The sequence below is a fragment of the Sporosarcina sp. FSL K6-5500 genome, assembly GCF_038005665.1.
GTDB classification, from domain to species: Bacteria; Bacillota; Bacilli; order Bacillales_A; family Planococcaceae; genus Sporosarcina; species Sporosarcina psychrophila.
Window position 1 is genome coordinate 259,995 of record NZ_JBBOTP010000001.1, and the last position, 13,242, is coordinate 273,236.

At 40.1% G+C, this 13,242-nt stretch carries 12 protein-coding genes; 7 read left to right on the plus strand and 5 right to left on the minus strand.

Features of this window, described 5'->3' with window-relative positions; translation table 11 throughout:
* Nucleotides 1–616 precede the first annotated feature (616 nt).
* The 4 genes from MKX62_RS01265 to MKX62_RS01280 form a co-directional block, all read right to left on the minus strand.
* Nucleotides 617–1,276, minus strand: coding sequence for a potassium channel family protein (locus MKX62_RS01265; RefSeq protein WP_067211613.1), 660 nt, complete (start codon nucleotides 1,274–1,276; stop codon nucleotides 617–619).
* Nucleotides 1,277–1,581: 305 nt separating this feature from the next.
* The gene (locus MKX62_RS01270) at nucleotides 1,582–2,034 is read right to left on the minus strand and encodes a TlpA family protein disulfide reductase (protein WP_187045470.1); all 453 of its coding nucleotides are present in this window, start codon (nucleotides 2,032–2,034) and stop codon (nucleotides 1,582–1,584) included.
* Nucleotides 2,035–2,118: 84 nt separating this feature from the next.
* Nucleotides 2,119–2,661, minus strand: a complete 543-nt coding sequence (locus tag MKX62_RS01275; RefSeq protein WP_067211617.1) for a peroxiredoxin — start codon at nucleotides 2,659–2,661, stop codon at nucleotides 2,119–2,121.
* A gap of 198 nt (nucleotides 2,662–2,859) precedes the next feature.
* The gene (locus MKX62_RS01280; protein WP_067211620.1) at nucleotides 2,860–3,183 is read right to left on the minus strand and encodes a hypothetical protein; all 324 of its coding nucleotides are present in this window, start codon (nucleotides 3,181–3,183) and stop codon (nucleotides 2,860–2,862) included.
* A gap of 72 nt (nucleotides 3,184–3,255) precedes the next feature.
* Here MKX62_RS01280 and MKX62_RS01285 point away from each other — a divergent pair, with 72 nt between their 5' ends.
* From MKX62_RS01285 to MKX62_RS01310, 6 genes are all read left to right on the plus strand, one after another.
* Nucleotides 3,256–4,710 carry a hypothetical protein gene (locus tag MKX62_RS01285; RefSeq protein ID WP_340740460.1) on the plus strand — a complete coding sequence of 485 codons (1,455 nt, stop codon included), beginning with the start codon at nucleotides 3,256–3,258 and terminating at the stop codon, nucleotides 4,708–4,710.
* A 936-nt stretch (nucleotides 4,711–5,646) separates the two neighbouring features.
* Nucleotides 5,647–6,189, plus strand: coding sequence for a helix-turn-helix domain-containing protein (locus MKX62_RS01290; protein WP_067211624.1), 543 nt, complete (start codon nucleotides 5,647–5,649; stop codon nucleotides 6,187–6,189).
* A 17-nt stretch (nucleotides 6,190–6,206) separates the two neighbouring features.
* A complete protein-coding gene (locus tag MKX62_RS01295; protein ID WP_067211626.1) occupies nucleotides 6,207–7,313 on the plus strand; it encodes an ABC transporter ATP-binding protein in 1,107 nt (368 codons plus the stop codon).
* Nucleotides 7,303–8,127: an ABC transporter permease gene (locus MKX62_RS01300; protein ID WP_340740461.1), complete on the plus strand. Its 825-nt coding sequence runs from the start codon at nucleotides 7,303–7,305 to the stop codon at nucleotides 8,125–8,127. Before MKX62_RS01295 ends, MKX62_RS01300 begins: the two co-directional genes overlap by 11 nt.
* Nucleotides 8,111–8,911: an ABC transporter permease gene (locus MKX62_RS01305; protein WP_340740462.1), complete on the plus strand. Its 801-nt coding sequence runs from the start codon at nucleotides 8,111–8,113 to the stop codon at nucleotides 8,909–8,911. Before MKX62_RS01300 ends, MKX62_RS01305 begins: the two co-directional genes overlap by 17 nt.
* On the plus strand, nucleotides 8,908–9,981 hold the full coding sequence (locus MKX62_RS01310; RefSeq protein ID WP_340740463.1) for an ABC transporter substrate-binding protein: 1,074 nt from the start codon (nucleotides 8,908–8,910) through the stop codon (nucleotides 9,979–9,981). The genes MKX62_RS01305 and MKX62_RS01310 overlap by 4 nt, the downstream gene beginning before the upstream one ends.
* Nucleotides 9,982–10,392: 411 nt before the next feature.
* Here the strand turns inward: MKX62_RS01310 and MKX62_RS01315 are convergent, their stop codons facing one another.
* Nucleotides 10,393–11,745 carry an IS1182 family transposase gene (locus MKX62_RS01315; protein ID WP_338652378.1) on the minus strand — a complete coding sequence of 451 codons (1,353 nt, stop codon included), beginning with the start codon at nucleotides 11,743–11,745 and terminating at the stop codon, nucleotides 10,393–10,395.
* A 268-nt stretch (nucleotides 11,746–12,013) separates the two neighbouring features.
* Here MKX62_RS01315 and MKX62_RS01320 point away from each other — a divergent pair, with 268 nt between their 5' ends.
* A complete protein-coding gene (locus MKX62_RS01320) occupies nucleotides 12,014–13,207 on the plus strand; it encodes an MFS transporter (protein ID WP_187045474.1) in 1,194 nt (397 codons plus the stop codon).
* The last annotated feature ends 35 nt before the right edge of the window (nucleotides 13,208–13,242 follow it).

Here is a 13,242-nt window from a genome sequence, read left to right on the forward strand (position 1 = left end):
TTCATTAACACATCTGTTGATAAACCTAATAGTAACTAGTGAATAACATGATTACCTACTGGGCGCTACGTGTATAGTTGCATTTTCCGATTGCTTTGGATTGAATGACTTCTAAACAATTAACGGGATGTCTGACTGTGTAGGGATGCGACTTTGTCGCATCCCTACACAGTCTTTTCGGTAATCGTATGGTGGTCCTTCATCCGTCGCGCTCCAAATGGATAAGTACACGTATTGCTGAAGCTTTTTGGGACGAAAGAATAGCTTGTGCTTCTTAGCTGGATAAAAGCCGCCAAAGATGCAATTTTGGCGGCTGAAACTTTCTATAAAGGTTCACATGATTACATGCATACTCTTTGCTAAAAGTAAGCAAGGAACGCATTGTACAACGTAATAGAGTGCCCGAAATTGCATCTTCGGGCACTGATACTCTCCATAGAATATAATCTATTCTTTTCTTCCAAACGACTGCATTTTTTACTTGAACATTGTAGGTACGCGACAGGCAACTATTCCCAATAGTATTACTGAAAATAGTGCAGTGAAAATGAAGGTCTTCAAGCCCTACTCACCAGTATTTCATGCAAGTAAATGATTAATCAACAGACGTGATTCATTAATGCAGTGCTTTCTTTTCAAACTTATGGATTTCCTCATCCGATCCAATGACAATCAGGATATCTTCAAGTCGGATTTTTTCAATTGCTTGAGGAGATACAAGTATATGCTTACCTCGTTTGATGGCAACAATATTGACACCATATTTGGCCCTAATGTCCAAATCTATTAATGTTGATCCAACGAGTTTATCATTCGCCTTTATTTCCGCAATGGAATACTCATCTGATAGTTCAAGATAATCGAGTATATTATTCGATACCATATTGTTCGCAATTCTAATCCCCATATCGCGTTCAGGGTGTACTACCTGGTCTGCCCCAATTTTACGCAACACTTTTTCATGGGAATCATTTTGAGCTTTCACTGTTATTTTTTTCACACCAATTTCCTTCAACATAAGTGTTGTCAAAATACTTGCTTGGATATTTTCTCCAATTGCAACGACTACATGTTCGAAGTTGCGGATGCCTATTGACCTGAGAACAGACTCATCAGTCGTATCGGCCGCTACCGCTTGTGTAGCAATGTGAGCATACTCATCCACTCTTTCTGATGAAATATCGATAGCCATAACATCAGCATCGAGCTCAATTAGTTCTCTTACAATACTCCCACCAAAACGACCCAAGCCAATTACCGCAAATTCCTTTTTCATAGAGCACCCTCCCCTATCCACTTACTGGATTCGATTAGTGTATCATACTGAATTAGCACGCTCAAATATCCATCTATCGTCTAAAGGCGCCACGTCCTGTGGCGACGTCCTCACTAGTACATCCTGTCGCAATAAGGAAGAAGATGCTATTCAATCCCTCCCCACTGCATGACCAACATCGTGTGGGTCTTGGGCCTAGATGTAAAATCTCTATAATACAACTTATCTACAACAGTACGTGGTTTTACTATTTCCTAAACAATTAAAAATGCCCGATGTCGCGAATGCGCAATCGGGCTGATTCTTTACTCTTTTTTCATTTCATCTAGTACGCGGTTAACGCGCTTTTCAAGCATTTTCATGCCCCCGCCGCCTGCTTGGAAGTGACGTAACTGGCCGTCTTTATCAAACACATAATAAGCCGGAACATATTGGTTATCGAATTTATCCGTTAGTGTCGCTTCACTATCGACAAAAATCGGTTGAGTAATGTCGTGTTCAGCTGCTACTGACTTGATTTCAACTAGATCTAAATCGTCTTCAGAACGTGGCATATGAACTGCGATGACGTTTAAATCTTCTTTGTATTTGTCTCTAAATTCATTGACTTCAGGCATTGCTTCCTTACATAAGTGACAGCTAACAGACCAGAAATGGATTAGAGTTGGTTTTTCACCGACCAATTCCTCTTTTGTTCTTTCTCCATTCAACCATGCTGTTGCACCTGTAAGTTCAGGTAATTGATCACGTAGTTTCATGCTTTTTCCTCCTTCGTTTTTCAAAAAAATCCCCACTGCTAATATATGCACGGGGACTTCATTTGGTAAAAATTCAACTGTTACTTATAGTGTCTTCTGACCAGGTCTCCAGTTAGCCGGGCAAAGTCCGCCAGTTTGAAGAGCTTGAAGCACACGCAATGTTTCGTCAACATCACGGCCAATATTGTTGTGGAATACTGTTTGGTATTGAAGTTCACCTTCAGGGTTGATGATGAACAGGCCGCGTAGTGCGATACCTTCTTCTTCAATCAACACACCATAGTCGCGTGAAACTTGGTGGTTAGTATCTGCTGCTAGTGGATATTTCAACTGCTCTAAGCCATTATCTTTACGGTCTGTGTTGATCCACGCAAGGTGCGTGTGGATTGTATCCGTAGATAGACCGATAATTTCTGTATCCAAATCTTCGAATTCATCATAACGATCAGACATTGCTGTAATTTCCGTTGGACACACGAATGTGAAGTCCATTGGATAAAAGAATAATACTGTCCATTTATCGTTTTTCATATTTTCTTGAAGGCTTACTTTTCCAAAAGACTTATCTGCTAGTACCGCATCCAATGCGAAATCTGGTGCTTGCTTACCTACCATACGGTTAATCATTAAATAACCCCTCCACTAATTCTTTTGTGCCAGGACAACCGCCTGCACAATCCTTATCAAGACTAACAAAAAAATCGCCCTATTTCAAACGGAGCGCCTTGTCCAAACAGCGCCCTATTCAATATGTGGCAATTCCATGACGTATATACAGTCATTATGTTTACTCTTCTCCCAATTGAGGGAAAAGAGTTGTAAGTGTTATTTACAATTAGACGGTTTCGCAGGCCGTGCTAGGCAATATTCACAAGTTGGATCACTACAAGAGCTCTCACGCCATTCGTCGCACGATGGGCAAAATATGGAATCGTGTTCGTCATTATAATCTAATGGATCAAGGCAGATTTTGCAGTGATTGGGCAGTTCTACTATATTGCGGATCTTTCCATTTTTCATAAGAAAGATGCCTTCGATTTCTTTTTTATCTTCCAACAGATTACCAATCGATTCCCAACTAAGTCCGAGGTCTTCCATTGTCCATTTACGGTCATCCGGGTCCAAATAAATTACTTTCTTTTTTCCCAATCAAAGCCCTCCTTTATTCGCTATATTGTACCATGAAAAGCCAAAATTTCAATTGATGAAGGATGAGTGAAAATGCAGTTAACAATTCCAATTAATAAACTGGATATTCATCATTCGCATATGTCATTTACTCTTCCTATAAGATATGACAGTATGGGAAAGGATGACCTTGCGCTAACACTTAAGGCAAATGACTACGCTTTTTTTCAGATAGACAAGTCTTTAAGTGAAGGTAGCGTTAACGAAGATGAAATCTCTGTTACTGGCAAAGAACTTAAACAGTATTTTCTACCCTATATCGAAGACAAACTCTTTCCCACTTCGTTAGACGAAAATGGATTTCACAGATTTACAAAGTCTATCATGAAACGCTTTGAATACAAACTTAGAACTATAAATATGTCTTTCATTATCCAAAGCGTCGATATAATACTCGGCCCTTTCGACATTGCTTTTTTAACTGTCAAAGTTCAATTAGATAACCAGGACCATGAACTAGCAGACGTTCTTGATTTCATGCATCATTTCAGAGCAGTCGAACCTCAGTTAGTAGAGGAACAAGGGATGGTAATTGTCTGCCCCGAAAATGGAAATCACTTATCTATTCGACATCTACTTTTTGAATATCTATGTCCTTTTTTGGAAAAATTCATATTGCATGATGATAAGTCGAACGGCTATTCCGGCTCTCTGCCTTACTTTGAAGATGAGAGGATGTATACAACCGCTTTCCTTTTCTGCCAGCAAGATTCTCTCATCACAGATGATCAATTGTATCGAATGGGTGCTTTGGACGGTAGATTACCTAATGGCCAGCTATTCATATCCGCTAATAATCCAAACTATATTCAGCGTTCTCTGAATCAGTCACTTCATGATAGATGGGCCCCAAACACATATACAGTTACAACTGAGCATGCATTTGTAACTGTTACAAACTGCCTTCCTAAGGATATGAGCAGGGAACTTTCACAATACATGGGTACTCATTATTATAACTTTCTTCTCCATTACTTTTATAAGATAATGTTACTTCGAATGTCTTTCGAATATAGTCAAATCGAATGGGAAAAAGATGAGGAGTATGTAAAATCACTGATTAAGTTCATCACGCTATTTTCAGCCGGCTATTATTCTCAGGAAGTAAGTACACGTTCGGAAGGAAAAGAGCTTTCGCAGATGTTCCGACAAGCATTCAATATCGATTGCCTTTACAAAGAAGTGAATACAACTTTGCACGAACTGTATAAAAGCCAAGAAAATCAGGCTTCCGACAAGATGAACATGCTTCTTTTCATTCTCACAATTTTCACCGTCATTTCTGGAATTTATGGTATGAATCTCGTTATCGAAGACTGGAAATCCCCTTCTGGCTGGAGGCAATTTTCCAGCTACACGTTTTTTGAATGGGTCTCACTTGTCACTGCACTGAGTGGAATTGGTCTTTCTGCTTATTTAGTTGTTACTACATTTGGCAAGATGATGATGAGTAAACTGCGCCGAAAGAAATCAAATTCCCGTATGTGATAATGACCGGACCCTCTTTTCTTATAAGGAGGCTAATCCGGTTTTATTTATTATCAATCCAAGATTGTTGATTAACCATTTTCTCACATGAATCATCTTTAAGAAAAGCATAAAAATTCACATTTGCACGTGTACATTTCCGGCTCGCTTCGGAAGAAATGATCACAATACCTTTACCGTGGGTTAAATGTGGCCGAAAATGACTTCGTCATTTTTCGGCCACACCCCTTTCGGTCATACTGTTGCGACTATTTGTCCGCCGCGTACCTAAAATATTCAAGTGAAAAATGCAACTACTTTGGAAGATTAAAGAATAACTACCTTTCTATAAAGGTTGCAAGTACCCGAAGATGAAATTTCGGGCACTCCATCACTTTTAATAAAGTCTCTTTGCTTATTTTAGCAAAGATCATACAAGTAACAGTGTGACGCTATATAGAAAGTGACACTGCCTTACATTCGAAAAGGAAATGCTATAAAGAAGGAGTAAGCAGCCAAAATTGCATCTTTGGCTGCCCTTTGATGGATAAGTAACTGGTTATTTACTCGTTCCCAAAAACTTTAGCGCTTTATGTGAAGCCACTGAAAAAGTTCTTTTTTGATAGTAAGAACTAGTTGATTGTAGTGAAGAGCGGCGACTCCGGCGGGAACAGCCCGAGCTGAAGCCGTGCCCGCGGAAAGCGTCCGCTCGGAACGGAAATCAACGGGATTGAAGGTTATCGTACTTTTTCAGTGCCCTCCATTGTGTTTATTTAAGTTTGTTTGGTTAACCAACACATGTATTATCAATCATGTCATTTATAGAAGCGAGATACTTCTGCTGAGTTATATTAAAGTAACCCTTGATTTTCGCTTGATATTTTGTATAATTAGAAGGGTTTTCAGTAAACTTCAAGTATAGTATTACTAAACTCCATTACGATTAGGGGGATGTCCATGGAGATTGGAAGCAGGATTAAAAGCCTACGCTTAAAAAAGGGGCTCACTCAGGAAGAACTTGGAGAACGGACTGATTTAACGAAAGGGCATATTTCACAGTTGGAACGAAATTTGAATTCCCCTTCGATTGAAACGCTTTTTGCATTATTAGAAGTGTTAGGAACGACACCTAAAGACTTTTTTGACGAACCCAAGAAAAATGTACAAGTTGTCTACTCGACTGATAATCAGACGATCTACAGCGATGATGAGATGAAATATAGTATTCGGTGGTTAGTGCCCAGATCAAATGAGAATGATATGGAACCTGTCCACATCACATTTCACGCACAGGGCGAATTTAAAAAATTCGAGCCATCTCTTGCAGAAACATTTATATATGTTTTGAAAGGAAAAGTCGCCGTGATCATTGGGAATACACAACACATCGCTTCAAAAGGAGATGCAGTCTACTATGATGCATCCGAGCATCACTGTTTATCAAATGCATCTAACGGAACGAGCGAAATACTGCTCGTCGCGACAGAATCTTACTTATAAAGAAAAGGAGTGTCAGCATGACGACTCAGCCAATTATTCGATTCGAAAATGTTACAAAAAAATATAACCATGATACAACTGTATTGAACAGTGTTTCCTTTGAAATGGAACGTGGAAAGTTTTACACATTACTTGGTCCATCAGGTTGCGGCAAAACGACAATTCTTCGTCTCATCGCAGGTTTTATCGAACCCACGGATGGGACAATTTTCTTCAATGGGAAAAAGATCAACAACGTACCTGCCAATGAACGACAAGTAAACACGGTTTTTCAAGATTATGCGTTGTTTCCGCATTTGAATGTTTTTGAAAATGTTGCATTTGGGCTACGTATTAAGAAAGTGAAACAAGTCGAAGTCAAACGTCGTGTTATTGAAGCACTGAAATTCGTCAACTTGGAAGGCTATGAAAATCGGGAAATCGCAGAAATGTCCGGTGGGCAACGTCAACGTGTCGCCATCGCACGTGCAATCATCAATGACCCAGAAGTTATATTACTCGACGAACCGCTATCAGCACTCGATTTGAAACTGCGTTCTGAAATGCAATACGAACTCCGGGAATTACAGCAACGATTAGGTAAAACGTTCGTATTCGTTACACATGACCAAGAAGAGGCACTCGCGATGTCTGATGAAATTTTCGTCTTGGATGCAGGAGAAATTCAACAATCAGGAACTCCACTTGATATTTATGATGAACCTATCAACCGGTTTGTCGCAGATTTCATTGGCGAATCCAATATCGTACCAGGAAAAATGATTGAAGATTTTGTAGTCCAATTTACCGGCAAAACATTTGAATGTGTAGACAAAGGGTTAAATCCAAATGAGAAAGTAGATATCGTCATTCGTCCGGAAGATTTGGAACTCACAACTGTCGATAAAGGGAAATTGAACGTGACAGTAGATACACAATTATTCCGCGGCGTTCACTATGAACTCTCTACTTACGATGCTGATGGCAATGAATGGCTTGTGCATTCAACTAAAAAAGCGGAAGTCGGCGTAACGGTCGGACTCGATTTTGATCCGGAAGACATTCATGTCATGCGCTTAAACGAATCTGAAGAGGAGTTCGACGCAAGACTTGAGGCATACGGGGTAGCGGATAATGAACAATAAACCACTACGCCCGCTGTACACGATTCCGTATACAGCTTGGATCCTGCTTTTTGTAATAGCGCCGATTGCACTTATCATTTACTATTCATTTTTTGACTTAGCAGGCCATTTCACTTTTGACAATTATGTAAACTTTTTCTCTTCTGTCTATTTGAAACTGACTATCAGTTCATTCTGGTATGCGTTTCTTATTACATTGTTCACGTTACTGTTTGCCTATCCAACTGCTTATTTCCTGACGAAAACGAAGCATAAGCAACTTTGGCTATTGCTCATTATTATTCCATCTTGGATTAACCTTCTTCTAAAAACATATGCTTTCATTGGCCTTTTCGGACTTTATGGTCCAATAAATGCATTGTTAGAAACGGTTGGTATTGGCAGTCAGCAAATTCTATTCACTGATTTTAGTTTCGTTTTCGTATCCGTTTATATTTTCATCCCGTTCATGATCTTACCGATTTTCAATTCACTTGATAAACTAAATCCGGCGCTTATTGACGCGTCACGTGATCTAGGTGCTAATTCATGGACGACATTCAGGCGTGTCATATGGCCTTTAACATTAAACGGTGTTAAATCGGGAATTCAAGTTGTTTTCATCCCTGCCCTGTCGCTGTTCATGATTACTCGACTGATTGCAGGTAACAAAGTCATTACACTTGGAACCGCAATTGAACAACAGTTTCTTGTCACGCAAAACTGGGGAATGGGTTCAACCATCGCCGTATTCCTAATTTTATTTATGTTTATCATCATGTTGATTACGAGCAGTAGCGATAGGGGGACGACAATCAATGGAAAAGTTAAGTAAGCTTCCTAAAATCTATTTGGTAGTCGTATTCATTATTTTATATGCTCCGATCTTCTACTTGATTTTTTACTCGTTCAATTCAGGCGGCAACATGTCTAATTTTGAGTCGTTTACGTTTGAACACTACTCGGCAGTTTTTGAAGATACTCGGCTGATTGTCATTTTAATCAATACAATTGTAGTCGCGTTATTGTCTGCACTCGTTTCTACTGCAATCGGTGTGCTCGGTGCATTGTCTATTGTTTTCATGCGCAATAAAGCGATGCGCAATGCCGTGTTGTCACTCAATAACATCTTGATTGTCAGCCCGGACGTTATCATCGGTGCATCTTTCCTTATTTTATTCACAATGATTGGCGTCAAGCTTGGATTCGCTTCCGTACTTATTTCGCATATCGCATTCAGTATCCCGATCGTTGTCATTATGGTACTGCCTAAGCTACAGGAAATGAGTCCAACGCTAATCGATGCCGCACTCGATCTTGGGGCTTCAAAACGCGATGTCTTGACACGCGTTATTATTCCATTTATTAAACCGGGAATACTTGCAGGATTCTTCCTCGCATTGACGTATTCTCTCGATGACTTTGCCGTAACATTCTTCGTCACTGGAAACGGATTCTCCACGCTGTCTGTTGAAATCTATTCAATGGCACGCGCTGGTATTACGTTGACAATCAATGCATTATCGGGACTTATTTTCTTAGTGACGGTTGTACTTGTTTTAGGCTATTACGCTGTTAGCCGCAAAACCAAAACACCGCTTTCGGGGGTGAAAAAATGAAAGATATTTTACGTGGTGCGGTAGTGATTATTATTATGTCCGCTATTTTACTACTCATCAATAGCAAGTTAAATGAAAGCGGAGGAAGTGCCAGCAAGGATTCCATTACTGTGTATAACTGGGGTGAATACATCGATCCCGATTTACTTAAACAGTTCGAGAAAGAAACAGGCATTAAGGTTACGTACGAAACGTTTGATTCAAATGAAGGAATGATGGGGAAAATTGAACAGGGTGGAACATCCTACGACATTACAATGCCTTCTGAATATATGATTGAAATGATGAAGGAAAAAGATTTACTGTTGCCACTCGACTACAGTAAGATTCCAAACATCAAAAATATCGATTCCTATTTTCTCGATTTACCTTTCGATCCTGACAATAAATATTCGCTACCCTACTTTTGGGGGACGGTCGGCATTGCATACAATTCTTCACTTTTAGAGGGACAGACATTTGAAGAATGGGATGATTTATGGAACCCCACTCTTACACAGCAAGTTATTCTTGTCGATAGCGCGCGTGAAACAATCGGAATGGGGCTAAACTCATTAGGCTATTCATTGAACTCTACCGATATGGACGAATTGCGTGAAGCGACAGATAAGTTAAAAACACTTAGCCCTAATATCAAAGCCGTCATCGGGGATGAAGTGACTCAACTGATGATTAATGGAGAAGCTGCTATCTCACTTACTTGGTCCGGCCAAGCCGCCGATATGATGTATGAGAACGAGGATATCGATTATATCGTCCCTGAAGAAGGCTCCAATCTTTGGTTCGATAATATGGTTATTCCCCGAACTTCACGAAATATCGATGGTGCACATGCGTTTATCAACTTCATGCTCGATGCCGAAGTTGCCGCACAAAATGCCGATTACGTCGGCTATTCCACACCAAATTTGGCAGCTCTCGACCTGATGGATGCTGAAGTGACAGAAGATGAACGTTTCTATCCCGATGAAGAAACACGTGATCATCTTGAAGTATATAGAAATCTTGGCCTTGAAATGCTGGGCCATTATAATGAATTTTTCCTGGAATTCAAAATGGATATGAAGTAACGAAATGTCGATGCGGCCGTTTAGATGCGACAGGCATAAGACAGAATGGCGGAGCGGCGTTCTTTTCCGCATAGCCAGGCTGGCTTATGACCCGAGCATCTGGCCGCCTGAGACTAGACAATGTAACGAAATGAGGAAGGCAGTCTAAGTTCGCGACGTCCTGTCGCAACTAGGAGGGATGTAGTTCACAATCCCTCCTAGTTGCATGACCTACACCCTGCAGGCCCAGCGACGTTCTTTTCCGCATAACTAGGCTAGCTTATGGCGGAAGGCATCCCCTAGCGCCGTAGCTAATTCAATGGGTTTCTTTATTTCAACCTATATGAATCAATTTCATAATGCGTACTTTTAAAAAATCATAAAGAAACAGAATTTGAAATGATTTCTTAAAAAAACGAATGAAATAGACGATTATGCTGTTGCGGATAGTTGAAGCTGTGTAAGACGATCAACTGCAAGTTTACTGGCATTGTATGCAATATGAACCAAGTCGAAATGAACTTTGGCTTTGACTCCGGTACAATGATAAATCTGATCTAGCAGAAAAAAGCCTTTTAGATAAGCATTTACACGTTCAACGGAACTTCGTTCCTTATAAATTTCATCCCATTTCATTGACCCACGTGCTGGTGCTGTGTAACGTCTTAGATCGCCAGAAATTTTCTTTTTATAGATTTTCTGACATAAACTGTCGTTAGCTAATGGGCAGTCCTTACATTCGTTTGGCCGTGTGTATTTCAACGTTTTGTACTTCGCATCGAAGCTATCATAACGATAGGAATGTTCCCGCACGCATGTGGGTGCGAAATGCTCATCAAAGCCTATTGGCTCGGGCTCGTTCTTCTTATTATAAGCAATGATAGATTGCGCTCCATTACGATAAATCTGTTCATAAATTGGTTGGTAGTCGTAACCAGCATCCATTGTCACATGTTTTATTTTCAATAACGGAAGGCGTTCTTTAGTACCTTTTAATAATGGGATTGCAGCTTTTCCATCGTTAAGATTACCAGAGGAAAACAGAGATTGAAGAATGTATTGGCTCTTCGTCCCAACTGCCAGATGACATTTGAATCCGTACCAAAATACGTTTTTCCCTTCACTGTTCTTCTTTATTCCCCACTTTGGTTGTGTGGGAACTGAGGAACGAAGTTCCTTAAGCGGTATATCAAGTTGGTATTCAATTTTCTTTTCGTAAACCGGAAGATTCGCTTCTATTTCGGCTTTATCAATTAGCCATTGTTCACGTTCCTCTTTCTTTTTACGCCCTCGTTTTTGGGGTTCTTTTTCAACCTTATCTGATTTATATGGAGCACGATCACGTGCTTCTACATGCGTTGCATCAATGGCTATCGTTTCATCTGAGACGAAACCTTCTGATATAGCCTGAAGAAGTAGGCTTTCTTGAACAATTTCTAACGCATCAGAATCGCTAATCAATGTGATCATACGTGAATAAGAAGCTTCGGATGGGATTTCATCTGATACCAAGAATCCACAATCAACTTTAAATCGTAAGTCTGTAGAGAGACGTTTTACTAAGTCTTTAATAAAAGGAATACGCTCGGTGATTCGGATGATCAATGAATAGATCATTGCAGAGTAATTAAGCGATTGTTTAGGTCCGAATCTAGACTTTTTCATTACTACGTCAAGGATCGGATGAATCTCAATACCGGATAAAATTGAATTAAATCGATGGGTAGGTTCCAAATCAAATAAAACTTTCATGTCAAACAGGCTTTCTTGTCGTATAATAGGCATAGAGCATTTCTCCAGTCTGTTAATGTGTGTGTCAGAACTCTCATTATACAGGATTTGGGGAGGTGCTCTATTTTCTTGCCGTTTTATACTTAGAGCCGCAAGGGCTCAGAGATATGAAATTGATTCATATAGATATGATAAAGACGCCCTTCATACACACGAAGGGCGTCTTTACTTTCTGTACAGAAGTCTCATTAAAAGCTATTCCCATGCGATTTATGGTATTATACTTTAGTGACACGAAACAGTTTGGAAAGTTGGGATAATTATGGCAGTCAAATCTAATAATTTTGCCTTATACGTTTTAATGTTCAATATGTTCATCGCCATGGCAGGCATCGGTCTTATAATCCCAATTATGCCTGAATACCTGGGCACGTTTGGCGTTGCTGGTCAAGCTCTTGGTTTTCTAGTTGCCATGTTCTCATTTTCACAATTTATCTTTTCTCCGATTGCCGGCGATCTATCTGATAAGCACGGACGGAAAAAGCTGATTATTATAGGATTGATTATTTTTGGTCTATCGCAACTTGCATTCGGAACCTCAACCCAATTATGGATGCTGTATGCCTCACGATTCTTTTCTGGCCTTGGCTCTGCATTCCTCATACCGCCTATGATGGCATTTGTTGCTGATATCACAACATACGAACAGCGAGGCAGAGGAATGGGCCTTCTCGGTGCTTCCATGTCGCTAGGATTCATGATTGGACCTGCAATCGGCGGATTCCTTGCAAAAGTTAGCTTACAATTCCCTTTTTACATCGCGACAGCAGCAGCCTTAACGGCAGCGGTTATTTCCATTTTTGCTTTACCAAATCCGGCGCCTCGTAGTGCAGACAATCCTGGAATTGAAAAAAAGAGGGAAAATCTTGTCATGCAGATGAAGCGCTCAACTACAACCCCTTACTTCGTCATGCTAATTGTCATGTTTGTCTTTTCATTCGGTTTGGCTAATTTCCAATCTACAATTTCACTTTATGTAGACCATAAATACGGCTATACACCTGCCCAAATCGCCGTCATCATTACAGTTGGAGGATTTGTCGGAGTCATCGCTCAGACATTTGTCATCAACAAACTGTTCAATCGATTTGGGGAAATGCGCGTCATTCAAGTCAATCTTATCATCGCGGCTTTTGCAATGATTGGCATTGTATTCGTCAATTCTTTCTTTATGATTCTTTTCGTAGCAACGATTTTCTTCACTGCTACATCTCTCCTTCGACCTGCCGTTAACACACTTATTTCGAAGCTGGCGGGCGAAGAACAAGGTTTTGCAGCTGGTATGATGACTGCATACATGTCTCTAGGTAACATGGTTGGACCTGCACTTGCGGGTATCCTGTTTGATATCAATATTATTTACCCATATATTATCGGTACAGTCATCCTACTGGTCTGTTTTGTCATTGCATCCTATTGGGCAAAACGAAACGGAGATTTACTTACAGGTCTATAAACATATGAAAGAAGCCCCATCACACTTGAAAGATT

Bases quoted from the DNA above. Each gene is read 5' to 3' on its own strand.
- MKX62_RS01315 (WP_338652378.1), bottom strand. From the start codon at position 11,745: ATGCCTATTATACGACAAGAAAGCCTGTTTGACATGAAAGTTTTATTT.
- MKX62_RS01320 (WP_187045474.1), top strand. From the start codon at position 12,014: ATGGCAGTCAAATCTAATAATTTTGCCTTATACGTTTTAATGTTCAAT.
- MKX62_RS01290 (WP_067211624.1), top strand. From the start codon at position 5,647: ATGGAGATTGGAAGCAGGATTAAAAGCCTACGCTTAAAAAAGGGGCTC.
- MKX62_RS01265 (WP_067211613.1), bottom strand. From the start codon at position 1,276: ATGAAAAAGGAATTTGCGGTAATTGGCTTGGGTCGTTTTGGTGGGAGT.
- MKX62_RS01270 (WP_187045470.1), bottom strand. From the start codon at position 2,034: ATGAAACTACGTGATCAATTACCTGAACTTACAGGTGCAACAGCATGG.
- MKX62_RS01300 (WP_340740461.1), top strand. From the start codon at position 7,303: ATGAACAATAAACCACTACGCCCGCTGTACACGATTCCGTATACAGCT.
- MKX62_RS01285 (WP_340740460.1), top strand. From the start codon at position 3,256: ATGCAGTTAACAATTCCAATTAATAAACTGGATATTCATCATTCGCAT.
- MKX62_RS01295 (WP_067211626.1), top strand. From the start codon at position 6,207: ATGACGACTCAGCCAATTATTCGATTCGAAAATGTTACAAAAAAATAT.
- MKX62_RS01275 (WP_067211617.1), bottom strand. From the start codon at position 2,661: ATGATTAACCGTATGGTAGGTAAGCAAGCACCAGATTTCGCATTGGAT.
- MKX62_RS01310 (WP_340740463.1), top strand. From the start codon at position 8,908: ATGAAAGATATTTTACGTGGTGCGGTAGTGATTATTATTATGTCCGCT.
- MKX62_RS01305 (WP_340740462.1), top strand. From the start codon at position 8,111: ATGGAAAAGTTAAGTAAGCTTCCTAAAATCTATTTGGTAGTCGTATTC.